General features: G+C 72.6%; 21 protein-coding genes and 1 pseudogene. 15 read left to right on the top strand and 7 right to left on the bottom strand.

Annotated features, from left to right (window positions below; translation table 11 throughout):
* Positions 1-44: 44 nt before the first annotated feature.
* On the bottom strand, positions 45-1,202 hold the full coding sequence (locus MHY49_RS11515) for a hypothetical protein (protein WP_239204222.1): 1,158 nt from the start codon (positions 1,200-1,202) through the stop codon (positions 45-47).
* Positions 1,203-1,533: 331 nt separating this feature from the next.
* Here MHY49_RS11515 and MHY49_RS11520 point away from each other — a divergent pair, with 331 nt between their 5' ends.
* From MHY49_RS11520 to MHY49_RS11550, 7 genes are read left to right on the top strand one after another with little or no spacing between them, the layout of a single operon-like run.
* On the top strand, positions 1,534-3,054 hold the full coding sequence (locus tag MHY49_RS11520; RefSeq protein ID WP_239204224.1) for an FAD-linked oxidase C-terminal domain-containing protein: 1,521 nt from the start codon (positions 1,534-1,536) through the stop codon (positions 3,052-3,054).
* A gap of 5 nt (positions 3,055-3,059) precedes the next feature.
* Complete coding sequence (locus tag MHY49_RS11525) at positions 3,060-4,400, top strand: PLP-dependent aminotransferase family protein (RefSeq protein ID WP_239204226.1); 1,341 nt, start codon at positions 3,060-3,062, stop codon at positions 4,398-4,400.
* Entirely contained in the window at positions 4,397-6,160 is a 1,764-nt protein-coding gene (locus MHY49_RS11530) for an ABC transporter substrate-binding protein (protein WP_370646121.1), read from the top strand. The genes MHY49_RS11525 and MHY49_RS11530 overlap by 4 nt, the downstream gene beginning before the upstream one ends.
* Positions 6,157-7,092 (top strand): ABC transporter permease, encoded by a 936-nt coding sequence (locus tag MHY49_RS11535; protein WP_239204228.1) that lies wholly within the window; start codon positions 6,157-6,159, stop codon positions 7,090-7,092. The genes MHY49_RS11530 and MHY49_RS11535 overlap by 4 nt, the downstream gene beginning before the upstream one ends.
* Positions 7,089-7,985 (top strand): ABC transporter permease, encoded by an 897-nt coding sequence (locus MHY49_RS11540; RefSeq protein ID WP_239204230.1) that lies wholly within the window; start codon positions 7,089-7,091, stop codon positions 7,983-7,985. Before MHY49_RS11535 ends, MHY49_RS11540 begins: the two co-directional genes overlap by 4 nt.
* Positions 7,982-9,760, top strand: a complete 1,779-nt coding sequence (locus tag MHY49_RS11545) for an ABC transporter ATP-binding protein (RefSeq protein WP_239204232.1) — start codon at positions 7,982-7,984, stop codon at positions 9,758-9,760. Before MHY49_RS11540 ends, MHY49_RS11545 begins: the two co-directional genes overlap by 4 nt.
* A complete protein-coding gene (locus tag MHY49_RS11550) occupies positions 9,757-10,260 on the top strand; it encodes a GNAT family N-acetyltransferase (protein ID WP_239204234.1) in 504 nt (167 codons plus the stop codon). The genes MHY49_RS11545 and MHY49_RS11550 overlap by 4 nt, the downstream gene beginning before the upstream one ends.
* A gap of 58 nt (positions 10,261-10,318) precedes the next feature.
* Here MHY49_RS11550 and MHY49_RS11555 read toward each other — a convergent pair whose 3' ends face one another.
* Positions 10,319-11,287 carry an MsnO8 family LLM class oxidoreductase gene (locus tag MHY49_RS11555; protein ID WP_239204236.1) on the bottom strand — a complete coding sequence of 323 codons (969 nt, stop codon included), beginning with the start codon at positions 11,285-11,287 and terminating at the stop codon, positions 10,319-10,321.
* A 177-nt stretch (positions 11,288-11,464) separates the two neighbouring features.
* Between MHY49_RS11555 and MHY49_RS11560 the strand changes: the two genes are divergently transcribed.
* The 4 genes from MHY49_RS11560 to MHY49_RS11575 are packed head-to-tail and all read left to right on the top strand — an operon-like array spanning position 11,465 to position 15,544.
* Entirely contained in the window at positions 11,465-12,334 is an 870-nt protein-coding gene (locus MHY49_RS11560) for an S-adenosyl-l-methionine hydroxide adenosyltransferase family protein (protein ID WP_239204238.1), read from the top strand.
* Positions 12,331-12,885, top strand: coding sequence for an ECF-type riboflavin transporter substrate-binding protein (locus MHY49_RS11565; protein WP_239204240.1), 555 nt, complete (start codon positions 12,331-12,333; stop codon positions 12,883-12,885). Before MHY49_RS11560 ends, MHY49_RS11565 begins: the two co-directional genes overlap by 4 nt.
* Complete coding sequence (locus MHY49_RS19365; protein ID WP_239204242.1) at positions 12,882-14,714, top strand: DUF3744 domain-containing protein; 1,833 nt, start codon at positions 12,882-12,884, stop codon at positions 14,712-14,714. The genes MHY49_RS11565 and MHY49_RS19365 overlap by 4 nt, the downstream gene beginning before the upstream one ends.
* Positions 14,711-15,544, top strand: a complete 834-nt coding sequence (locus tag MHY49_RS11575) for an energy-coupling factor transporter transmembrane protein EcfT (protein WP_239204244.1) — start codon at positions 14,711-14,713, stop codon at positions 15,542-15,544. The genes MHY49_RS19365 and MHY49_RS11575 overlap by 4 nt, the downstream gene beginning before the upstream one ends.
* Positions 15,545-15,561: 17 nt before the next feature.
* Here MHY49_RS11575 and MHY49_RS11580 read toward each other — a convergent pair whose 3' ends face one another.
* The gene (locus MHY49_RS11580) at positions 15,562-16,377 is read right to left on the bottom strand and encodes a hypothetical protein (protein ID WP_239204246.1); all 816 of its coding nucleotides are present in this window, start codon (positions 16,375-16,377) and stop codon (positions 15,562-15,564) included.
* Between the two features lie 179 nt (positions 16,378-16,556).
* Between MHY49_RS11580 and MHY49_RS11585 the strand changes: the two genes are divergently transcribed.
* A complete protein-coding gene (locus MHY49_RS11585) occupies positions 16,557-17,075 on the top strand; it encodes a GNAT family N-acetyltransferase (protein WP_239204248.1) in 519 nt (172 codons plus the stop codon).
* A gap of 154 nt (positions 17,076-17,229) precedes the next feature.
* Here the strand turns inward: MHY49_RS11585 and groL are convergent, their stop codons facing one another.
* The 3 genes from groL to MHY49_RS11600 all read right to left on the bottom strand — a co-directional run bounded on the left by groL (position 17,230) and on the right by MHY49_RS11600 (position 20,167).
* Entirely contained in the window at positions 17,230-18,867 is a 1,638-nt protein-coding gene (groL, locus tag MHY49_RS11590; protein WP_239204250.1) for a chaperonin GroEL, read from the bottom strand.
* Between the two features lie 338 nt (positions 18,868-19,205).
* Complete coding sequence (locus tag MHY49_RS11595) at positions 19,206-19,772, bottom strand: LytR C-terminal domain-containing protein (protein ID WP_228357509.1); 567 nt, start codon at positions 19,770-19,772, stop codon at positions 19,206-19,208.
* Positions 19,773-19,852: 80 nt separating this feature from the next.
* Positions 19,853-20,167: a DUF3263 domain-containing protein gene (locus MHY49_RS11600; protein WP_239204252.1), complete on the bottom strand. Its 315-nt coding sequence runs from the start codon at positions 20,165-20,167 to the stop codon at positions 19,853-19,855.
* Between the two features lie 99 nt (positions 20,168-20,266).
* On the opposite strand from MHY49_RS11600, the gene MHY49_RS11605 reads away from it, so the two are divergent.
* On the top strand, positions 20,267-20,947 hold the full coding sequence (locus MHY49_RS11605) for a uracil-DNA glycosylase (RefSeq protein WP_239204254.1): 681 nt from the start codon (positions 20,267-20,269) through the stop codon (positions 20,945-20,947).
* Positions 20,948-21,028: 81 nt separating this feature from the next.
* On the top strand, positions 21,029-22,807 hold the full coding sequence (gene treS / locus MHY49_RS11610) for a maltose alpha-D-glucosyltransferase (protein WP_200503421.1): 1,779 nt from the start codon (positions 21,029-21,031) through the stop codon (positions 22,805-22,807).
* A 22-nt stretch (positions 22,808-22,829) separates the two neighbouring features.
* Here treS and MHY49_RS11615 read toward each other — a convergent pair whose 3' ends face one another.
* Positions 22,830-23,816, bottom strand: coding sequence for a siderophore-interacting protein (locus MHY49_RS11615; protein ID WP_228357506.1), 987 nt, complete (start codon positions 23,814-23,816; stop codon positions 22,830-22,832).
* Positions 23,817-24,057: 241 nt separating this feature from the next.
* Between MHY49_RS11615 and MHY49_RS11620 the strand changes: the two are divergent.
* Positions 24,058-24,410: pseudogene (locus MHY49_RS11620) on the top strand (hypothetical protein); the annotation flags it as partial.

Below are 24,410 nucleotides of genomic sequence, written 5' to 3' on the forward strand. Positions count from 1 at the left end.
GCCCCCGGCGTCACCCGGGCCCTCAGCCTCCGGCGTCGCCCGGGTCAGGCCTTACCGCCTTCGCTCTCCGGCTGCCACCCGAGCTCCTCTGCGGCCCCAGGAGATCCGAGAATCCTGCGCAGGGTGTGCGACCGGATGTGCGATTCGGCCTGCTCCATCCGCGCCCGGTGCGCGCGCCGCTGGTCCAACACGGCATTGCGCACGGCGAACCTCACCTGACCGGGGTCATGGACGAGCACCTGCTCGGGAATGCGCACCTCCAGCCATCCGGGCAGACCCGGGGCGTGGGCGATGCGCACGGGCAGCAGACGCGGCACGAAGGGCAGAGTGCAGCGAGCGCAGTCCCCACAGCGCAGCGCGCACACGGGCTCCTTGCGGAACACCGCATAGACCCGGTCCGCCCACCAGATCGCATGCGCACGTCGCAGCAGCAGCACCGGGACGTAGTGAGGGGACGACGGGTCTGGATCCCCGCCCGTCAGCGGCATGTTCAGCCGCACCCGTCCCCACGCGGGGCCCGAGCGCATCAGGCGGGAATGCAGCACGCTCGGCCTGTCGGTGCCCGAGCTCATCAGGGCGGTCGCGGCCTTCGGTGCACCGTGCACACCGCTGCCGGAGGCCCAGATCAGGGCACCGTCGGGGACCCGCGGGTCTGTAGGTTCCATGAACCTGTCCTGGGTGATCCGCGCGCGCAGCCGGTCGGTCACGACGACCAGCGAGACGTCGTCGAGCACCGAGGCGAGATCCGTCCATGTGCGCACCAATGTCGCGATGCGCACCCCGTCGACCGTCTCGATCTGCCAGGGCTGAAGTGGCACCCGGCTCCACTGCACGACGTCGTCGGACGCGCGATGCGCAGCGTTCGGGGTGCCGAGGTGCACCGTGGGGATCCCCCAGCGCGCGTCCACCGGTTCGCGCCCGGTCATGTCGGCGTCGCCCGGACAGGGAAGTCCCCAGGCCCGGGCCGCGGTCAGACCGACCAGGGCGGCCTCGGGGTGCAGGCGCAGCATCGCGTCGGCGACGTCCCAGCGCGTGACCCTGCCGGCGCGGAGCGCGTCGGTGCACGCGTAGAGGCCCTGCCGGAGCCGAGTGACGTCCCGGCGGCGGAGGCGCTGCGGCTCCACGCCTGCGACGCGGGCGTCATGCGTCGTGAACACGGGACGGGGCAGGGCGTCCGGGAGATCTGCCGGGGCATGGGGCATGTCGTGAAGTGTCCCGTCTTCGCCAGGTGTCCGGGCTCTGTCCCCAATCCGCAGGTCAGAGGATTCGACGCGACACGAGAAGTGATCGCGGGGAAGAGACGACCACGGGGAAGAGACGCCCGCACGGGGAGGGCGGGTCCCCCGAGAGCACTGGGCGGCAGAGAGTCCGACCGATGGTGACGTGCCGCCCGGAGGTGAACCCTCATGTGACCTGCGCCCCACTCGCGAGGCGAGTGCACTTCTGTGTGTCTCCTTATGTGAAGCATCAGTTGCGCTAATACTCATGGACCTCCACGATGGGACGGTCCTGCCACCGACCCGTGGAGCCCGCGTGACGACCTCGATCTCTGCCTCGACCTCCGCTGACGCGTCGGCCGCCCCGCCGCCTGCGCCCTCTGCCCCCTCTGCCGACGCATCGACCCTCTCGCCGCGTCTGCGCGGCCTCGCCGAGCGCCTGCGCGGCCTCCTCGGGGAGGGCGTCGTGCACACCGATCCCGACCCGGTGTACGCGGGGGACCACGCGGTTCCCTCCGCTCCCGGCACGAGCTTCCTGCTGGTCCTCCCCCGCGACGTCGAGGGAGTGCAGGCCACCCTCCGCCTGGCCCACGAGACCGGCACGCCCGTCGTCCCGCGCGGTGCGGGCTCGGGTCTGTCCGGGGGCGCCACCCCGGTCGACGGGTCGATCGTGCTGGGCCTCGAGCGCCTCACGCGCATCCGCGAGATCGACGTGCTCGACGAGGTCGCCGTGGTGGAGGCGGGCGTGATCACCGCGGACCTCTCCGAGGCGCTCGCGCCGCACGGCTTCTTCTACGCGCCGGACCCGGCGAGCGCGCGGCTCTCCAGCATCGGCGGGAACATCGCGACCAACGCGGGCGGGCTGCACTGCGCGAAGTACGGCGTGACCAGGGAATCCGTCCTCGGACTCGAGGTGGTCCTGGCCGACGGCACGCTGCTGCGCACCGGACACCGCTCGATCAAGGGCGTCACCGGGCTCGACCTCACGCAGCTGCTCATCGGCTCCGAGGGCACGCTCGCGATCGTCGTCGCGGCGACCGTGCGGATCCGCCCGCTGCCCGTCGCCCGACGCACCGTGCTCGCCCGCTTCCCCACCGTCGCGGGTGCCGCGGCGGGGGTGAACGCGATCTCGCGCAGTCCCGTGCGGCCGGCGGCCTGCGAGCTGCTGGACGCGCGCTCCCTCGAGGACATCGACGAGAACACGGGAGCGGGCGTCGCCGCGGGCGAGAGCGCGGTGCTGCTCGTCGAGCTCGACGGCTACGGCATCGCGGAGCAGACCCGCGACCTGATCGCCGCGCTCGGCGGCGCGGGCGGCTCGGCCGATGACGGCGGGGACGGTGGGGACGCCGGCCCGCCGGAGGTCGGGATCCGCGTCCTCGAGGACGAGGCGGAGGCGGAGCACTGGTGGGAGCTGCGCCGTTCGGGCCGCGGCTCCGGCGCCGGGCACTTCCGCCTCGGCGAGGACGTCGCGATCCCGAAGTCGCGCCTCGCAGATGCCTTCGCGGTCATCGAGCGGATCGGCCGCGAGCACGGCATCCGCACGTCGGCGGTCGCCCATGCGGGCGACGGCAACCTCCACCCCTCGCTCTCGCTCCCCCGCCCCGAGGACAACCCCGATCCCTCGGCGCCGCTGCCGCCCGTGCTGCACGAAGCGGCCGACGACCTGGTCCGCGAGGCCCTGGCCCTCGGCGGCACGATCAGCGGCGAGCACGGCATCGGCACCGCCAAGCACTCCTGGCTCGACCTCGAGCTCTCCGACGCGTCCCGCGCGCTCCAGCGCCGACTGAAGGACGCCTTCGACCCCCAGCACCTGCTCAATCCCGGGAAGGCCCTCTGACCCCGATGAACACTGCGACCACTTCGGACACAGCGACCACAACGACGACGGCCGGCGCCGATCCCGCCCCTGCGCTCTCCCCCTCCGCGCTGCTCTCGGATCTGGGCTCGCGCGAGGACCGCGCGCGGGGCTTCGGGAAGGCCTCCTCGCTGCCCGCCGACTCGATCCCGCTGCTCGGCGGCGCCCCGAGCGAGGACCTGCTGCCGCTCGCGCAGATCCGCCACGCCGCCGAGGACCTCACCGCCGACCCGTCGGCCCTCGCCGCGGCGCTCCAGTACTCCCAGAGCCCGGGCCTGGCGGGCCTCCGCGACTGGATCGGCCGACGCGAGGGCGCGGAGCCCGCGCGGATCGTCGTCACCAACGGCGCCTTCCACGGCCTCTCGCTGCTCTTCGACGCCCTGCTCGACGAGGGCGACGCGGTGATCGTCGAGGATCCCACCTACCCGCTGATCTTCCGCGACCTCCAGCACAAGCGCCCCCGGCTCGTCCCGCTGCACCTCACGGAGAGCGGCTTCGACATCGACGCGCTCGAGGCGCGGCTGGTCGCGGGCGAGCGCCCGAAGCTGCTGTACACGGTGCCCGATCACCACAACCCCACCGGGTACGTCACCACGCCGGCCGAACGCGCGCGGCTGGTCGAGCTCGCCGAGCGCTTCGGCTTCGTGATCGTCTCCGACAACGCGTACCACTCGCTGGGGTTCGACGGCCCCTCGCTGCCGGACTACCCGCTGGGCTCGGACCGCGTGGTCCACGTGCGCACCTTCTCGAAGGTGCTCGGGCCCGGCCTGCGGCTGGGCTGGCTCGCACTGCCGACGTGGCTCGTCGGCCCCGTGACGCGGCTGCGCGCGAACCAGGACCAGCACTCCTCGGTGCTCGTGCAGGCGATCGTCGAGCGGGTGCTGGGGGCCGGATCGGCCGCGCACCCCGCGCCGGGCGACGGTCCGCTCGCCCCGCGCGGCTTCGACGCCATCGCCGCCCGCGCCCGCACCGCCTACGCCGAGCGCTTCGACCTCGTCACCTCGATCCTGGACGAGCAGGTGCCCGGCGGCATCGACGTCGTCCACCGCACGGGCGGCATCTTCGCCTGGGTGCGGGTGCGCGACGAGCGCATCGATCTCGCCGCGGCCCAGCGCGTGGCCCGCGAGCGCACCGGGACCGACGCGGTGCTGGGCCGGTACTTCTTCTGGGAGGGCGCGGACGGGGGCCCGGCCGCGGGGTCGGGCACGAACCCTGCCGACGATCGCGGCGCGCTGCGCGTGGGGATCAGCCATCTGCCGCCGGAGCGCCTGCGCGAGGGGGCCGAGCGCCTGGCCGCGGCCCTGTCCGACCCGGAGGCCCGAGGGTGACCCGGCCCGTCGGCCCAGCGCCCGTCGACCCCGCTCCCGTCGGCCCGTCCCCCGTCGATCCGACCCCGGCAGACCCGACCCCCGTCGGCCCCGATGTCACCCGCCGACGCCTCCTGCGCGGTCTCGGCGCGGGCGCGCTGGGGCTCGCCGCGCTGCCCCTGGCGGGCTGCGCGCTCGAGGCCGCCCACGCGGCGGGCGGCTCCGAGACGCCCGAGGACGAGCTGACCTTCCTCATCTCGAACCTCGATGGCGGGTGGGTGCCCTCCAAGAGCGCGATCTCGAGCTACGAGGCGAACGTCTGGCAGCAGCTCACCGACAAGCTCGTGCACACGGACGAGAAGGGGACCATCACCCCGTGGATCGCCGAGAGCTGGGACGTCGCGAGCGACTCGACCGAGTTCACGCTGCACCTGAAGGACGGCGTCACCTTCTCCGACGGCACTGCGCTGGACGCCGACGCGGTGGTCGCGAACCTCGACGTCTGGGCGAAGGGCCGGCCCGACGCGGGCATCGCGAAGGTGGGCCTGTTCCCCGGCTCGACCTACGACGGGGCCGAGGCGCTCGACGAGCGCACCGTGCGCGTGCGCTTCACCGCCCCGTCCCTCTCCTTCCTGCCGACCCTCGGCTACCACGGCTGCCTGCTGCTCAGCCCCGAGTCCGTGGCCCGCTCCCTGGGCGAGCAGTCGGACCTCGCCCACCAGATCGGCAGCGGACCCTTCGTGCTGGACTCCTGGGCCGCGAGCGACCACGTCACCCTGGTGCGCCGCGAGGACTACGACTGGGCTCCGCCCGTGCTCGGACGCAGCGGCGCCGCCGCGCTGCGGAGGATCACCTTCAAGGTGCTGCCGGACGACACCCTGCGCGCCTCCGCCGCCCGCGCCCACCAGAGCGACGTGTCCTACAACGTGAACCCGCAGGTCCTGGACTCCTTCACGGAGGCCGGGTTCACGATCGAGGTGCCGCGCTATCTCGGCTTCACCCACGGCTTCCGGGTGCGCACGAACGTGGCGCCCTTCGACGACGTGCGCGTGCGCCGCGCGATCACCCGCGGCATCGACCGCGACGAGATCCTGCGCACCGTCTTCACGAAGGACTGGGAGAGCGCGACGAGCTGGCTGCAGTCGAGCGTCCCCGAGGCCGAGGACCATTCGGACCTCTTCCCCTTTGACCCGGACTCGGCCGCGCGGCTGCTCGACGACGCCGGATGGACCGGGCGCTCCGACGACGGCTACCGCACGAAGGCCGGCACGGAGCTCGCGTTCACCCTCTACCCCACCCCGTACCTCACCGGCTCCGTACCCGAGGCCGAGCTGATCTCCCAGCAGCTGGGCCGCCTGGGCATCCGCGTCGCGACCCAGAAGATCGACGTCGCGGCCTACTCCGGGAAGGTCGAGGACAACCCCGACCAGGGGCTCGCCGAGGTCACCCGCAGCTTCGTGGACGCCGGCACCGTGGCGGGAGTGATCACCGCCGACGGCGAGGACTGGTTCGCCCTCGGGGACTCCGACGAGCGCCTCGCGGATCTCGCGGGCCGGGTGGCCGGCACCGCCGACCGCACGGAGCGCGCCGGGGTGATCGACGAGCTCTCGCAGCACGTCCTCGAGCAGGCCTACTTCATCCCGCTCGAGCAGAACGTCCAGCGCATCTACGTCCAGACCCCCGAGCTCTCCGGGATCACGGTCAACGCCGTCGCCATCCCCTCGTACCACGCGGCGACGAAGACGGGCTCCGGGTCCGACGGGAACGGGGCGGACGCATGATCGCCCTGAAGCGCGTCGGCCAGGCCGTCCTCGTCATCGCCCTCGCCTACGTGCTCGTGTTCCTGGTGCTCGCCGCGATCCCCGGCGACCCGGTGAGCGCGCAGCTCGAGAACCCGCAGGCCGGCTACTCCGAGGCCGAGAAGGCGCAGATCCGCTCGTTCTACGGCCTCGACAAGCCCGTGCTCGTGCAGCTGCTGATCTCGATCGGCAACGCGCTGCGCGGCGACCTCGGGATCTCGCTCTCGACCTCGGCGCCGGTGTCCACGACGATCGGTGAGGCGATCCCCTCCACCCTCGCCCTCGCCGCGACCGCCCTGGTGTTCGCGCTGCTGATCGCCCTGATCCTGGGCTTCGCCTCGCAGAGCCTCGGCGAGGGCCGGATGGGCGGCCTCGTGCGCTCACTGCCCACGGTGTTCCTGTCCACCCCGAACTTCCTCATCGGCCTGGTGCTGATCCAGGTGTTCGCGGTGCAGCTGGGCGCCTTCTCCATCATCGATCCCGAGACCGCCGGATCCACGGCCTTCGCGGCCCTGACCCTCGCGATCCCCGTGTCCGCGCAGATCGCCCAGGTGTTCATCACCGCCCTGGACACGACCTCCGCGCTCGACCACACGGAGGTCGCGCTCTCCCGCGGGCTCGCCCCGGTGCGGGTGTTCGCGCGCCACCTGCTGCGCCCCTCCCTGCTGCCCACGGTCACCGTGTGCGGGCTCGTGGTCGGCGAGCTGCTGGGCGGCTCGCTCATCACCGAGACGATCTTCGGGCGCGCCGGCATCGGCACCGTCGTCCAGAAGGCCGTGACCAGCCAGGACGTGCCCGTGCTGCAAGCCGCCGTGGTGCTCTCCGCGGCCGTGTTCGTGGGCGTCAACCTCGTCATCGACCTCGTGCTGCCGCTGCTGGACCCGCGACTGCGCGCACCCCGGGAGGCGTCATGACCGCAGCGGTCCTCACCACCGGCGACCCCTCGGGCTCGCCCGAGCACGCGCCCGCCGGCACCCCCGCGCAGGCAGGGTCACGGCTGCGCGGTCTGCGGCGCCTGCCGCTGACCGTGTGGCTGTCCCTCGTCGTGCTCCTCCTCGTGCTCGCGTTCTCGCTCGCACCGGGTCTGTTCACGAGCGCGGACCCGGCCGTCGGCGTGCCCGACCGGAAGTTCACGCCGCCCGGGTGGCGGTACCTGCTGGGCACCGACCACCTGGGCCGCGACCTGCTCTCGCGCATCATCCACGGCTCGGCCTCCTCGATGACCAGCGCCCTGATCGCAGTCGCGATCGGCGTGCTCGTGGGAGGGGCGATCGGCCTCGTCGCCGGGTACGCGGGCGGCCGGGCCGACGTGGTCCTGGGGCGCCTGGTCGACGTGCTGCTGGCGATCCCGAGCTTCCTGCTCGCCGTCGTCGTGGTCACGGCGCTCGGGTACGACACCCGCAACGCCGCGATCGCGACCGGCGTCTCCGCGGTCGCGGTGTTCGCCCGGCTCATGCGCGCGGAGGTCCTGCGCGTGCGCACGAGCGTGTTCATCGAGGCCGCCCGCCTGAACGGCGGCTCGGACGCGTACATCCTGATCCGCCACGTGCTGCCGAACGCCGTGCGCCCCGTGCTCTCCCTCGCCGTCCTCCAGTTCGGCCTCGCGATCCTCACCATCGCGGGCCTCGCGTTCCTGGGCTACGGCGATCCGCCGCCGGCCTCCGACTGGGGGCTGCTGGTGGCCGATGGACGCGAGCATCTCCTGCACGCGCCCTGGCTGGTGATCGCGCCCGGCCTCGTGATCGCGATCGTCGTGCTCTCCGTGAGCCGTCTCAGCCGCTTCATCGACACCGAGAGGAACCGATGACCTCCGCCGACACCGACACCCACCCCGAGGCAGGGGGCACCGCCGCAGGCGACACCGAGCACGACACCGCTCCCCTGTTGACCGTCGAGCACCTGCGCGTCACCTACGGCGAGCGCGCCGCGGCCCGCGAGGTCGTCCGCGACGTGTCCTTCTCCGTCCCCGCGGGCTCGACCCTCGCCCTGATCGGAGAGTCCGGCTCCGGCAAGTCGACGATCGCCCGGGGCGTGCTGCGCCTGCTCGAGCGCCGCGGCGCCCGCGTCGAGGGCAGCGTCCGCCTGCGCGGACGGGAGATCTCCCGCCTGCGCGAGCACGCCCTGCGTCCCCTGCGCGGACGGGTGCTGGGCTTCGTCCCTCAGGACCCCGGCAGCGCCCTGAACCCCGTGCGCACCATCGGCTCCCAGGCCCTCGAGGCCGCGGCGCTCGTCCCGGAGGCCCGCAGCCGGGCCGCACGCGAGGCGCTCGTGCGCGAGGGGCTCGAACGGGCGGGCCTCACGGACCCGGAGCGGATCGCCGCCTCCTACCCGCACCAGCTCTCCGGCGGACAGCTGCAGCGCGTGCTCATCGCGCTCGCGATCATCCCGGGCCCCGCCCTGCTCGTGGCCGACGAGCCCACGAGCGCCCTCGACGTCACCGTCCAGAAGCAGATCCTGGACCTGCTGACGTCCCTCCAGGACGAGCTCGGCATCGGCCTGCTGCTGATCACCCATGACCTCGCCCTCGCGGCCGAGCGCTCCCAGCAGGTCGTCGTCCTCTCGGGCGGCACCATCCAGGAGGCGGGCCCCACCGCCGAGGTCTTCGCCTGCCCGCGCTCGGAGTACACCCGGCGCCTGCAGGCCGACGTCCCCGGCCTGCACCCCGATCGCTTCGCCGACCTGCGCGCCGCCCGGGACCTCGGGGAGGGCGGCGAAGCCCCGCCCGCCACGGCGCCCCGTGTCACCGCCCGCGACATCACCCGGACGTTCCGCAGCACCGGCGGCCACGAGGTCCGGGCGCTTCACGGGGCGTCCTTCTCGATCGCGCGCGGGACCACCCACGCGCTCGTCGGCGAGTCGGGCTCGGGGAAGACCACGGCGGCCCGGGCCCTGCTGGGGCTCGAGCGCCTGGACGCAGGGGCCCTCGAGGTCGACGGCCGGGCGGTCGACCCGTCGGACCCCCGCTCGCTGCGCGCCCTGCGGCGCGACCTGCAGCTGGTCCATCAGAACCCCTTCACCTCGCTCGACCCGCGCTTCACCGTGGGCCGGATCGTCCGCGAGCCGCTCGACCTGTACCGCGTGGGCGATGCCTCCGCGCGCGAGGAGCGCGTGCGCTGGGCGCTCGCCGCGGTGCGCCTCGACGAGGAGCTCCTGGGCAGGCGGCCGACGGCCCTCTCGGGCGGGCAGCGCCAGCGCGTCGCGATCGCCCGCGCCCTGGTGCTGCGCCCCGAAGTGCTGGTCCTCGACGAGCCGACGAGCGCCCTGGACGTCACGGTGCAGGCCGGGATCCTCGAGGTGCTCGTGCACCTGCAGAAGGACCTGGGCCTCACCTACCTGTTCATCTCCCACGACCTGGGCGTGGTCCGGCAGGTCGCCGATACCCTCACCGTGCTGCGCCGCGGCGAGGTCGTCGAGGAGGGCGAGACCGTGCGCGTCTTCGCCGACCCGCAGCACGAGTACACACAGCGTCTGCTCGCCTCGATCCCCGCGCACGTCGCGGGCGCGGAGAGGACGACGCGCACAGTCAGCACGGGGAGCACAGCGAGCACGCCCGGCGACGAGATCCTGGAGGCCACCGCATGACCGACACCCGCACCACGCCCGCCCCCTCCATCACCTGGGAGGAGGTGTCCTGGGAGGATCCGCGCGCGGCCGCGCTGCGCGACGCGATGGACGCCGAGGTCGGCCCGCGCTACGTGCCGATCCGCGGCGCCTCGGCCCCTCCGGGACGGCCGACGGGCGACGACGTGGAGACGGTCGTGCTCGCGCTCGTCGACGGCGAGGCCGCGGCCACCGGCACGCTGCGCCGCCTCCCCGAGCGGCTCGAGGTCAAGCGGCTGTTCGTCGGCCCCGCGTTCCGCCGCCTGGGCCTCGCGCGGGCGATCCTCGCCCACCTCGAGAACGCCGCCCGCGCGCGGGGCGCCGTCGAGCTGTTCCTCCAGACGGGGAACCGCCAGCCCGACGCGATCGCGCTGTACGAGCGGGAGGGCTGGGAGCACGTGGAGGTGTTCGCGCCCTACGACCCGAGCGACGGCATCAGCGTCTGCTTCCGCAAGGACCTGGCGCCGCCGGCCGAGGGCTGAGCGGCCGGCTCGCGTCCACCGCGGCCATCGGGCCGGTCCCGCACTCCGGGCCGGATCCTCACCCCAGCAGCGCGGCGACCCGGGCATCGGAGTCGGCGAGCGCCGCCCGGTCGAAGGTCGCCCCGGAGGCGAGGATCTCGTCGGCCCCCGTGGTCTCCACGAGGCGCTCGAGGCGGGGGCGCAGCGTCGACGCGCTGCCCGCCCACGAGGCGTCGAGCCCTGTCCCTAGCCGGTCGCGCTCGCGTGATCCGAGCGCGCGCTCCCGGATGCTCGCGGGGCTCTCGAGCGGAGGGAACGCACCGGTCTCGCGGGAGCGGACCATCGCCCAGACCTCGGGCAGGGCGAGCTCGCGGGCCTCGGCGTCGGTGTCGGCGACCAGCAGGTCCATCGAGAGCATCACGTGCGGGACGCTGCCCGCATGCGGGCGGAACTCCCGGCGGTAGGCGGCGATCCGCTCCCCGAGGTCCTCGCCGAGCAGCACGGGCCCTCCGATCACCACGGCGAGCCCCAGACGGGCCGCGGTGCGCAGCCCGGAGCCGGTGGCGAGCAGGTGGATCGGCGGCGGGGGCCCTCCCGCCGGGCGGGCGGTGACCGGTGCCTCGCCCTCGAGGTGCGCCCGCACGTGGGTGACCTCCTCGGCGAACTGGTCGGCGGTGATCCGGGTGCGGCCGAGCGCCTCGCGCACCGGCGCCGTGAAGCCGAGCGAGCGGCCGATGCCGAGGTCCACGCGACCGGGCGCCAGCGCCTCGAGCATGAGGAACTGCTCGGCGACGACGAGCGGGCGGTGGTTGGGGAGCATCACCCCGCCGGAGCCGAGCCGGATCCGCTCCGTGCGCTGTCCGATCGCCGCGAGCAGCACCGGCGGGGAGCCGCTCGCGATGCCCGGCACGCCATGGTGCTCGGCCACCCAGAAGCGGTGGTAGCCCAGGGGCTCCGCCGCGACGGCCCGCTCCACGCTGTCGCGCAGGGCGGCGGCCTCGGGGCGCCCCTCGCGCGTGCGGGAGCGGTCCAGCAGGGAGTACCTCACGCCCCTCCCAACGCGCAGGTCGCCCGAGACCTTCCCGATCGGTGCGGACCAGTGCGGACCGGTGCGGCCCCGTCACCGGCACGACTCGTGGATCCGCGTCGACAGCAGGATGAACCCGGATGAACCGGACGTCGGGCCGGCCGTGCCCGCCGTCCCTCCGCCTGCGATACTTCCCGTGTGAACCCGCTCGTCCTGCAATCCGATTTCGGTCTCGACGACGGCGCCGTCAGCGCGATGCAGGGCGTCGCCGTCGGCGTCGATCCTCGGCTGCGCATCCACGACCTGACCCACAACATCCCGCCCTACGACATCTGGGAGGGCTCGTACCGTCTCGCCCAGGTGGTCTCGTACTGGCCGGAGGGGACCGTGTTCGTCTCCGTCGTCGACCCCGGCGTCGGCTCGGACCGGCTCTCGGTGGTCGCGCGCACCGCCACGGGCCACCTCGTCGTCACGCCGGACAACGGCACCCTCACGCACCTCCACGCGATCTTCGGGGTGACCGCCCTGCGCCAGATCGACGAGGCCGTGAACCGTCGGGCCGGCTCCGAGGAGTCGTACACGTTCCACGGCAGGGACATCTACGCCTTCACGGGCGCACGACTGGCCTCCGGGGCGATCGCCTTCGAGGACGTCGGCCCCGAGGTCCCGCTCGAGCGCATGGTCGCCCTCCCCCTGCTCGAGCCCGAGCTGCGCGAGGGAGCCGTCCACGGGTCCATCGACGTCCTCGACGTGCGCTACGGGTCCCTCTGGACCTCGATTCCGCGCACGCTGTTCGCACGGCTCGGCGTCCGCCACGGCGAACGGGTCCAGCTGCGCGTGCGGCACCAGGGGCGCGTGGTCCACTCCGCGCAGATGACCTTCGCCCCGAGCTTCGCCGCGGTCGAGCTCGGCGAGTCCCTGATCTACGTGAACTCGCTGGACCGGATGGCGGTCGCGATCAATCGCGGCTCCTACGCCCGCGCGTTCGACCTGGGCACGGGCTCCTCGTGGGAGGTCGCCCTCGAGCCCGTCCGCCCCGCACCGTCCGAGGATCGGAGCCGTCCATGAGCCCGCGCATCTCCCCCGTCACCCGCGTCGTCGCGATCGGCATCGGTGCGGCGCTCACCTTCGTGCTGGGCAGGTTCCTGGCGATACCGAGTCCGATCCCGAACTCGGCGATCGACTTCCGCTTCGCCCTGCTCGCGGTCTTCGCGGTTCTCTACGGGCCGGTCGTCGGCATGCTCGCCGGTCTCATCGGACACGTGCTCGTGGACATCACGGGATACGGGATATGGCCCTCCTGGGAGACCGCCTCCGCAGTGTTCGCACTGGTCGTCGGCCTCATGATGCTGCGCAACCGTGTGCGCGAGGGAGAGTTCCCACCCAGGACGACCGTGCGCTTCGTGCTCGCAGTGCTGCTCGCGAACGCCGTCGCATGGCTGATATGGGCACCGGCCGGGGATGTTCTGTTCATGGGTGAACCTGCGTCGAAGGTCTTCGCCCAAGCGGGCTTCACCTTTGTCGTGAACACAGTGACCGCCGCCGTCCTGGGCGGGATCATCCTCGGGATCTACGCCCGCTCGCGCACCCGGACCGGCTCCCTGACGCTCGACAGGTGAGCGTCGAGAACCCGAGGTCGGGCGGGGCCGTCACCTCCGACAGGCCCGACGCAGAGGTGCCCGTCCGCCTCCGCGACTTCTCCTTCCGCTATCGCGCCCAGTCGGAGCCCACGCTGCGCGGCATCGATCTCACGGTGCGCCGCGGGGAGAAGATCGCCGTCGTCGGCCCCTCGGGATGCGGCAAGTCGACGCTCCTCGCGGCGCTCAACGGCCTCGTCCCCCATGTGCACGCGGGAGAGGCGAGCGGGAGCATCGAGGTCTTCGGGACCGATCCCGCCGCCGCGCCGATCATCGAGACCTCGCGGCGCGTGGGGACGGTGCTGCAGGACTCCTCCGGCCAGTTCGTGGGGCTGACCGTCGCCGAGGACGTGGCCTTCAGCCTCGAGAACCAGCAGGTCCCGCACGCGCAGATGCCCGACCGCGTGGCCGAGGCCGCGCGCGCCGCCGGCATCGCCGACCACCTCGACGCCTCCCCGCAGCAGCTCTCCGGCGGGCAGAAGCAGCGGGTCGCGATCGCCGGCGTGCTCGTGGACGACGTCGAGATGCTCCTGTTCGACGAGCCGCTCGCGATGCTCGACCCCGCAGCCGGCCGCGCGGCCGTCGAGCTCATCGACGACCTGCACCGCGAGCAGGGGCGCACGATCATCGTCGTCGAGCACCGGCTCGAGGACCTCCTGCACCGTCCGCTGGACCGGATCGTCCTCATGGACGAGGGCCGCATCATCGCCGACCTCCCGCCCGACGAGCTCCTCGCCTCACCGCTCCTGCGCGAGCACGGCATCCGCCCTCCCCTGCACGTCGAGGCGCTGCGCCTCGCGGGCGCCCCGGTCACCGCCGGCCAGCATCCGGCGGACCTTCCCCGCATGGAGCTCTCGTCCGCGCAGAGGGACGCCGTGCGCACCTGGGTCGAGCACGCGCCGGCCGATCCGTCCCGGAACTCCGCGACCGCTGCCCGGCCCCCGTCAGACGTCGAGGTCCCAGCCCTGGACCTCGAGCGCGTCGGCGCGATCCTGCGTCGCCCCGGCGCCTCGGCCGACGTCCGCGCGCTGCGGGGCATCACGGCCCGGATCCGCCGCGGTGAGATGCTCGGCGTGATCGGCTCCAACGGTGCGGGGAAGTCGACGCTCGCGCGTGTGATCAGCGGCTTCGAGAAGGCCACCGAGGGCGTCGTGCGGATCGGAGGGGCCGACGCCGCCTCCTGGCCGCTGGCCGAGCACGGCGCGCACGTGGGCTTCGTCCTCCAGGAGCCAGGCCAGATGCTTTCCCAACCCCTGCTCGAGGACGAGATCCGCCTCGGCCTGCGAGCACGCGGCCTCGACGCCGAGGAGATCGAGCGGCGCACGGCGCGGGTGCTCGAGGTGACGGACCTGCGACCGATGCGCTCCTGGCCGATCTCGGCCCTCAGCCACGGGCAGAGGAAGCGGCTGAGCATCGCCTGCGTGCTCGCGCTCGAGCCGGAGATCCTGATCCTCGACGAGCCGACGGCCGGTCAGGACTTCGCCCACTACAGCGAGTTCATGGACTTCCTCGCGCGGATCCACGCGGAGGGCACCACGATCCTGCTGATCACGCACGACATGCACCTCGCCCTCGAGTACACCGACCGGGTGCTCGTGATCTCCGATGGAGAGCTCCTCGCCGACACGGACCCCGCCGCCGTGCTCACCGACGAGACCCTCGCCGAGCGCGCGGACCTCGTGGTCACGGGCCTGTTCACCCTCGCCCGGCGCTGCGGGATCAGCGACCCGATCGCGCTCGTCCACCGCTTCGTGGCCGCGGACCGCGCCGAGCGGGCCCTTCCCTCGGACTCCGGGGAGGATGCGCGATGACCGCTCCCCTGCTCGGGTACGTCGAGCGGCCCGGACTGCTGCACACCCTCACGGGCACCGCGAAGCTCGTGCTCACGATCGCGATGGTGCTCGCGGCGATGATCAGCTTCGACGTGCGCTTCCTGGCGGCGCTCGGGGTGCTGTCGATGATCGGCTGGGCGCTCTCGAGGGTCCGGCTGCGCGATCTGGCGACGGTGCTGTGGATCATCCTCACCTTCATGGTGCTGAACAACCTGCTGATCTTCGTGTTCGCGCCGGGCTACGGCAGCGAGCTGCTGGGCGCCCGGCACGTGATCGTCGACGGCCCCGGGCGCTGGGACCTCACGCAGGAGCAGCTGTTCTACCAGCTCGCGGTCACCCTCAAGTACTTCGCGATGCTGCCGGCGGTGCTGCTGTTCGTGGCGACCACGCGCCCGCCCGAGTTCGCCTCGTCCCTGCACCGCATCGGCGTCCCGTACAAGGTCGCCTTCGCCGTCTCCCTCGCCCTGCGCTTCATCCCGGACATCCAGCGCGAGATGCGCACGATCTCCCAGGCGCAGCAGGCCCGTGGTCTCGACATCTCACGGAAGGTCGGGCTGGTCACGCGCGTGCGCAACGTGGTGTCGACCCTCATGCCCCTGCTGCTGGGCTCCCTGGACCGCATCGAGACGGTCTCCAGCGCCATGGAGCTGCGCGGCTTCGGCCGCGGGCGCCGCCGCACCTGGTACGACGTGAAGCCGATGCGCACGAGGGACTGGGTCACGATCCTGGGCGCAGCCGCGGTGGTCGCCGCCGCGATCGTCCTGGTCGTCGTCGACGGCGGCCGCTACTGGAACCCGTTCGGGGCCTGAGGGCTCCCGACGCCTGCTCAGGCCGAGACCCGCCGCATCACCGGGTCGGCGATGCGGCGGCTCGGCGCGCACAGCGTCTGCCCCAGCAGGGCGAACGCCTCGTCGCGATCCGTGAAGCGTCCGTAGTCGTGGCGCACGAAGCCGGAGAGGTCGAAGTCGGGTTCGTCGGTCCGCCCGTCCCAGTCGATCGCGCAGCGTCCGGCGGCTTCGAAGAGCGTCTCCGAGCCCGTGTTCGTGAAGGCTGCGCCTCCGCGGCAGCCGATCGACCCGAACAGCTCCGCGGCGCTCGTCCAACCGGCGCCGGGCCCGCCGGCGTCGGCCCAGTTGCCAGCGGTCGTGCCCGCATACCGCTGCGATGCGAGCTCCAGCTCGGGCCAGACCAGCAGCATCGCGTCGGGCAGCACCCACCGCGCGGGACCGAAGCGGTCGTACCAGAAGGAGGCGTCGATGAGCAGCGCCCGCACCCGTGTGCGCACGCCGATCGCCCGCGCGACGCTCTCGAGCACCGCGAGCCGCTGGCTGCACGATCCCGTGCCGCGCGCGATGATCCGAGAGGCCGGCACGGTCTCGTCGAGCGCGTAGACCGGGGAGATCTCGGTCGCGATGACCCGGTGGGCGGCCTGCAGGACAGTCCTCGGACCGGTCGACACGGCCGCGTCGCGGGCCCGGTCGACGAGCGTCGTCACCGCCGCAGAGCGATGGTCGAGGATCGGAGTCGGAGCAGTCGACCCGTCCGCCGCCGCTCGCGGCACGTCCTCATCGCTCAGCATCAGGCGGCGGCACCACGGCGTGAGCATGATCGTGGGACGTGCGCAGGTGGATGCGGTGCTCATGAGCATGGCCCTTCGGACTCTCGGCGCGACGGCTCTCCCGACTCCGGACGCCACGATCCTCTCACCCCATCCAGGCTGCTGTGCCGAGGTGGACCGGCCATGCTTCCTCATGACCACCGCAGGAAGGTGGCCGCCGCCGCGGAGCCGGGTCGAGATCTTCTGCTGCTACGGTCCACGACATGGGCTTCACGATGCGGCGCGCAGTGCCCGACGACGAGGAGGCGATGCGGCGCGCGGTCTACGCAGCGTGGCGCTGGCGCGAACCGTGGGACGACTCCGCGTACCGGATCCACGCTGCCGCTGGGGCACCCGACTCCTACGTGGATGGCTTCGGGACCCGCGCAGGCGACGCAGGAGTGGTGGCCGTCCCCGACTCGACCGACAAGGAGATGTGCGGGGCGGCATGGTTCCGACTCTTCACGCACCAGAGCGCACGGGCAGGATTCGTGAAGGACACGATTCCTGAACTGGTGCTGGCCGTCGACGAGCGCTTCCGGGGCGTCGGGGTCGGTGGCAGACTCCTCGACCGGCTGCTGGAACTCGCGCATGACATGGGCTTCCTCGCACTCAGCCTCCACGTCGACGCCGAGAATTCGGTGGCGACTGCGCTCTACAGGTCTCGGGGCTTCGAGACAGTCCGCACCACGCCGAACGGAAGCGTGATGGTGCGTGCCCATGGGCCTCGCGGCTCGTTCTGACGAAAGACGCGGCAGTCTTGTACGCACGAGCAGACGGCACCCCGCGCACACAGCAGCGCGGCCGCGTGACCATGCAGGTCACGCGGCCGCGCCGTGTGGTGAAGCGTTCGCGATCGCTGGTGCGATCACCGCCGGGCAGCTGCCCGGCGGCGGATCACATCATGCCGCCCATGCCTCCCATGCCGCCCATGTCGCCGCCGCCGGCGGCCGGGGCCTCGGGCTCCGGCTTGTCGGCCACGACGGCCTCGGTGGTGAGGAACAGGCCGGCGATCGAGGCCGCGTTCTGCAGCGCCGAACGGGTGACCTTGACCGGGTCGATGATGCCCGCGGAGAGCAGGTCCTCGTACTGGCCGGTCGCGGCGTTCAGGCCCTGGCCGATCGGCAGGTTCTTGACCTTCTCCGCGACGACGCCGCCCTCGAGGCCGGCGTTCACGGCGATCTGCTTGAGCGGGGCCTCGATGCCGACCGACACGATGCCCGCGCCGGTCGCCTCGTCGCCCTCGAGCGAGAGGTTGGCGAAGGTGTCCTTGCCCGCCTGCAGCAGCGCGACGCCGCCACCGGCGACGACGCCCTCCTCGACGGCGGCCTTCGCGTTGCGCACGGCGTCCTCGATGCGGTGCTTGCGCTCCTTGAGCTCGACCTCGGTCGCGGCGCCGGCCTTGATGACGGCCACGCCGCCGGCCAGCTTCGCGAGGCGCTCCTGGAGCTTCTCGCGGTCGTAGTCCGAGTCGGAGTTCTCGATCTCGGTGCGGATCTGCTTGACCCGACCGGCGATCCGGTCGGCCTCGCCCGCGCCCTCGACGATCGTGGTCTCGTCCCGGGTCACGACGACCTTGCGCGCCTGGCCCAGCAGCTCGAGGCCCGCGGTCTCGAGCTTGAGGCCGACCTCCTCGGAGATGACCTGGCCGCCGGTGAGGATCGCCATGTCGTCGAGCATCGCCTTGCGGCGATCGCCGAAGCCGGGGGCCTTGACCGCGACGGACTTGAAGGAGCCCTTGAGCTTGTTGACGACGAGGACCGCGAGGGCCTCGCCCTCGACGTCCTCGGAGATGATCGCGAGCGGCTTGCCGGCCTGGATGACCTTCTCCAGCAGCGGCAGCAGGTCCTTGACGTTCGAGATCTTCGAGTTCATCAGGAGGATGTAGGGGTCCTCGAGGACCGCCTCCTGGCGCTCGGCGTCGGTGACGAAGTAGGGCGAGAGGTAGCCCTTGTCGAAGCGCATGCCCTCGGTGAGCTCCAGCTCGAGGCCCATGGTGTTGGACTCCTCGACCGTGATCACGCCCTCCTTGCCGACCTTGTCGAGGGCCTCGGCGATGAGCTCGCCGATGGCCGGGTCGGCCGCCGAGATGCCGGCGGTGTGCGCGATCTGCTCCTTGGTCTCGATCTCCTTGGCCTGCTTCAGCAGGGTCTCGGAGACCGCGGCGACGGCCTTGTCGATGCCGCGCTTGAGAGCGATGGGGTTGGCGCCCGCGGCGACGTTGCGCAGGCCCTCCTTGACGAGGGCCTGGGCGAGGACGGTGGCGGTGGTGGTGCCGTCGCCCGCGATGTCGTCGGTCTTCTTGGCGACCTCCTTGACGAGCTCCGCGCCGATCTTCTCGTACGGGTCGTCGAGCTCGATCTCCTTGGCGATGGAGACGCCGTCGTTGGTGATGGTCGGCGCGCCCCACGACTTCTCGAGGACGACGTTGCGACCCTTGGGGCCGAGGGTGACCTTGACGGCGTCGGCGAGCTGGTTCATCCCGCGCTCGAGACCGCGCCGGGCCTCCTCGTCGTATGCGATGAGCTTGGCCATTGTGGAATCTCTCCCGTATCCGTGGTGTCCACCCGACCCTGTGCCCGCGACGGACGGCACCAGGCGCCGTGTTCACGTCACGCGGCGCCGGGTCCCTCACGGGGCCGGAATGCTCCTGGCTCTCCGCCGACGATCGCGCCCTTCCGGACGCTGTCACTCGTCGGCGTCGAGTGCCAGATCATCATAAGCACTCTCCCCCTCGGAGTGCTAACCCCTCCCACGGATTCCGCCGTCGGCGCATCCCTCCCAGGGGGGACCCCGGCACGCAGAAAGGCCGGCCACCGTCCCCGGTGACCGGCCCCTGCGCGGCGCCTGCGCGCGTGGCTGCGCCGAGCTTCTCAGCCCTCGGGCTGCTCGACGGCGACGAAGGTGATGCGGTTGTCGTACTCGTCGCTCTGCCGGGCGTCGCCCGCGCCGACCTCGTCGGCCAGGGCCTGCGCGGAGGCCTTGTCCTTGTCATCGCGGTAGAAGACGACGCTCTCCTGCTGGACGTTGTCCGCGGTGCCGATGCCGACCTTCGTCCACCCGGCGTCCGTCAGCGACTTCTCCCAGGCGCCGGCCATGCCGGAGATCCCGCCGGCGTTCATCACGAGCACAGGGGTGGACTTGTCCGGCTCGGACTGGTCCTCGCCGCCGCCGTCGGAGGCGTCATCGCTCTTCGACGAGTCGTCCTGCGAGCTCGCGGCCGTGGTGGGCGCCTCGGCGCGGTCGTCCCCCGACTTCCCGAGCCCGCCGATGGTGAACAGCAGCACGAGCAGGACCACCACCGCGACGGCGATGATGATCAGGTAGACGAGGTTCTGGCGCCAGAACGACTCCTCGGCGCGATGCGCGCCGTGGTAGGCGACCTCGGTCGCCTCCTCGTCGAACTGGTCCGGAGGGTAGGGGTACTCGGAATCTGCCACGGACCCATTGAACCAGCTCCGGGCCGACGGAGCGGGGAGCCACACGCGATGCGCGGGCGACGTCTGTGCGGTGTCCCGGCTCAGGCGGCGTGGCCGGCGTCGCTCGCGCTCACGCGCCTGGCGCGCAGTCGGTGCACCAGGGCGGGCGCGGCGCGCAGCGCCTCGGGGCGGTCGAGCAGCGCGTTCAGCCGCACGTAATAGGCGGTCGGGGTGAGAGCGAGCTCCTCGCGGATCCGCCGCTCCTTCGCGCCGACGTACCGGAACGTCCGCTCCTCCATCGCGAGGATCGCGCGCTCCTGCGCCGTGAGCCCCGTGCTCCCGTCCTCCCCGGAGCGCTCGGCGACCCCGGAGAGGTCGTCGGGATCCTGGGCGGGGAGGTCGGCGGAGGCGGGCATGGATCCACCCTACGGCCGCGCGCCGGGCCGTCCGTCCCGGCGCGCCGAGGGCCCGTCGGACCGCCCCGGCCCCGTCGCGCCGCATGCCAGACTTGCCCCATGCCGCGCCCCCTCGCCGAGACCATCGCCCCCGACTGGGCCGAGGCCCTCTCCCCCGTCGAACCGGCGATCCATCAGATGGGCGACTTCCTGCGCACCGAGGCGGAGTCCGGCCGCGGATACCTGCCGACGGGACAGAACGTGCTGCGCGCCTTCACCCGGCCGCTCGCCGACGTGCGCGTGCTCATCGTGGGCCAGGACCCGTATCCGACGCCCGGCCACCCGATCGGGCTGTCCTTCGCGGTCGAGGAGCACGTGCGCCCGATCCCCCGCAGCCTGCAGAACATCTTCAAGGAGATGCAGGAGGACCTGGGGATCGCCCCGGCGCCCCACGGCGACCTCAGCGCCTGGCAGGACCAGGGGGTGCTGCTGCTGAACAGGGTGCTCACGGTGCAGCCGGGCTCCCCCGCCTCGCATCGCGGGAAGGGCTGGGAGGCGGTCACGGAGGCGGCGATCCGCGCCCTGGCCGCCCGCGGCGGCCCGCTGGTGGCGATCCTGTGGGGCCGTGACGCGCAGAGCCTGCAGCCGATGCTGTCGCCGACGCCCTGCATCACCTCCCCGCACCCGAGCCCGCTCTCGGCCTCGCGCGGGTTCTTCGGGTCCCGCCCCTTCTCCCGCGCGAACGCCCTGCTGGAGCAGCAGGGGGCGCAGCCGATCGACTGGCGGGTCGTGCGGGACTGACGCGCCCGGAGGCATGGCGCCGGGGCACGGGCCCGCCTACTGTGGGACGACCCGCTCGGCGTCACTCCGGAGGATCGCGCGATGGCACTGAACCCCGCCCAGTTCACACCGCAGGGCCCCGGGGTCGACTACGACCCCCACTGGTACCGCAAGGCCGTGTTCTACGAGGTGCTCGTGCGCGGCTTCGCCGACGGCAACGGCGACGGCACCGGCGACTTCACGGGGCTCATCGAGCGCCTGGACTACCTGCAGTGGCTGGGCATCGACTGCCTGTGGCTGCCTCCCTTCTTCGCCTCCCCGCTGCGCGACGGCGGGTACGACATCTCCGACTACGGCGCGGTGCTGCCGGACTTCGGCTCCATCACGGACTTCGAGCGCCTGGTCTCCGAGGCCCACCGCCGGGGGATCCGCGTGATCATCGACCTGCCGATGAACCACACCTCGGACAAGCACCCGTGGTTCCTCGAGTCCCGCGCGGACCCGGAGGGCCCGTACGGCGACTTCTACGTCTGGTCGGACACGGACGAGAAGTACCGCGAGGCGCGCATCATCTTCGTGGACACGGAGGAGTCGAACTGGACCTTCGACCCGGTGCGCCGCCAGTTCTTCTGGCACCGCTTCTTCTCCCACCAGCCGGACCTGAACTTCGAGAACCCCGCGGTGCGCGAGGCGATGTTCGACGTGGTGCGCTTCTGGCTGGACAAGGGCGTGGACGGATTCCGGGCCGACGCCATCCCCTACCTCTTCGAGGAGGAGGGGACCGACGGCGAGAACCTCCCGGCGACCCACGCCTTCCTCGCCGACCTGCGCCGCTTCGTGGACGAGAGCTGGCCGGGCCGCGTGATCATCGCCGAGGCCAACCAGTGGCCCGAGGACGTGGTGGAGTACTTCGGCACCCCCGAGGACCCCGAGTGCCACATGTGCTTCCACTTCCCGGTGATGCCGCGCCTGTTCTACGCGCTGCGGGAGGGCAGCGCCCGCCAGATCGTCGAGATCATGGCGCAGACCCCGGAGATCCCGCAGGGCGCCCAGTGGGGCACGTTCCTGCGCAACCACGACGAGCTCACCCTGGAGATGGTCTCGGGCCAGGACCGCTCGGCGATGCTCGGCTGGTACGCGCCCGACGCGCGCATGCGCGCGAACGTCGGCATCCGCCGACGCCTGGCCCCGCTGCTGGACAACTCCCGCTCGGAGATCGAGCTGATCCATGCCCTGCTGCTCTCGCTGCCTGGCTCGCCGTTCCTCTACTACGGGGATGAGATCGGCATGGGCGACAACATCTGGCTCACCGATCGCGACGCGGTGCGCACCCCGATGCAGTGGACGCCGGACCGCAATGCGGGCTTCAGCGACATCACCGATCCCGGCAAGCTCTACCTGCCGGTGATCCAGTCGCTCGTCTACCACTACGCGACCACGAACGTCGAGGCGCAGATGGCGCACTCGGGATCGCTGCTGCACTTCGTGCGCTGGATGCTCGCGGTGCGCCGCGAGCACGACGCCTTCGGCATGGGCGCCTACCGGCACGTCGAGGCGGACAACGAGCGCGTGCTCGCCTTCACCCGGACCTACGACGGCGCGGACCACGGGGAGGAGGCCGCGCAGCACGCCGAGACCCTGCTGTGCGTCTTCAACCTCGCCCCGCAGCCGGTGACCGCGCGCGTCGCGCTCGAGGGGCCGGGCCGACGCACCGTGCGCGACCTCTTCGGCGGCGCCGAGTTCCCCTCGCTCGGCGAGGACGGGACCCTGGACGTCATGCTCCCCGGCCACGGCTTCTACTGGCTGAAGGTGCGCCCCCTCGGCGAGCAGGGCGAGCCGATCACCCGGACCACGGCGATCCCGGTGATCGACCCGGAGTGACCCGGAGCGACCGGCCCCGCGGTCAGCCCTCGGCCTTGCCGATCCGCCAGTACCCCATGAAGGCGACCTGCTTGCGGTCCACGCCGATCTCGCGCACGAGGTAGCGGCGCAGGCGCTTGACCACGCCCGCCTCGCCCGCGATCCACGCGTAGAAGGGGCGCTCGTCGGGGTGGACCTCGGAGGTGCTGCCGTGGGCGGCGTGGGTGAGCTGCTGGGGAACCTCCCAGAGGATCGTGGAGTCGATGTCGACGTCCTCGAGCTCGACCCGCTCGCCGGCCGACGGGTCAGCGGGCAGATCCGCGTCGGCCGCGACGGCCTCGCGGACCGCGGGCTCGAGCAGGGAGCCGTGCTCGGCGCCGTCGCGGGCCAGCCACACGACCTCGACGCCGGCCGGCCCCTCGAGATCCAGGCGGTCGGCGGCCGTGGGCACCTCGAGGAGGGCCCGGCCGCGCACGTCGGACCCGCGCAGGGACTCGAGGATCGAGGCGATCGCGGGCACCGCGGTCTCATCGCCGACGAGCAGCAGGTCCTTCGCACCGCCGGGCTCGAACTCGATGCCGCTGCGGGACTGCTCCCCTCCGCGGCGGGGGCCGATGAGGTGCAGGCGCCCTCCGGGGCGCACGGCCTGCGCCCAGCTGCCAGCGGGCCCGCCGACGCCGTGCTCGTCCGTGTGCAGGACCATGTCGACGACGAGCTCGCGGGCGGCCTCGTCCCAGTCGCGGATCGTGTACGTGCGCATGGCGCCGCGCACGTCCTCGTCGACCTGCAGCCAGGCCTGGTACCAGGAGAGGTCGTCGCTCTGGTGGCTCTCGAGGAAGTCCACGAGATCGAAGGCCGGATCTCCCCCGCCCGGCGGGATGATGAGCTTGAAGCGCTGGTCGAGCGGGTGGTGGTCGATGCCGAACTCCGCCATGCCCTCACCGCCCAGCACCACGCGGCGGAAAGCGGGGGTCATGTCCTCGACGCGGAGGACCTCGGCGAGATGGGCGGTGGTGGACGGACGCGTCACAGCAGCTCCTTCGGATGTGCGGGCGGGCAGCGCGGGGCTGCGGGGCGGAACAGCAGGGCGCTCGACCATTGTGCCAGGCAAGGCTGTCCTCACTGAAGGGCGCCGGAGGGTCCGCCAGATCACATCCGGCTCGACCCGCCGACCGGGGCGTGTGGCATCCTCGGTGACTGCGCACAGCGCCGCCCTCGCCGCGCGCCCGGAGACGGGCCGCGCGCAGGGCGCCCACGGACAGGAGAACGATGTGAACGAGACCCCCCGGTCACCCGCCGAGGAGGCCCAGGATCCGAGCACCTCGCCCGAGAGGCTGATGGAGCTCACCGAGCGGCACCCCCAGCTGCACGGACTCCTGGTCGAGAACCCCTCCTGCCCGGAGGTGGCGCGGCAGTGGATCCTCGCGACCAACCCGCGCGTGCGCGCGAAGCAGGAGGCGCAGCAGCCCGACCAGCAGCAGGAAGAGCGGCAGCAGCAGCCCGCTCCCGCCGCGGACGGCGACCTCGAGGACACCGGGGACGTGCTCGCGACCCGGCAGCTCCAGCGCGCCGACTCCACGGACCCCGCCCCCGCCTCGTCGGCCCCCGAGGGCGATGACGGCCC

Source organism: Brachybacterium sp. ACRRE (genome assembly GCF_022346485.1).
GTDB classification, from domain to species: Bacteria; Actinomycetota; Actinomycetes; order Actinomycetales; family Dermabacteraceae; genus Brachybacterium; species Brachybacterium halotolerans.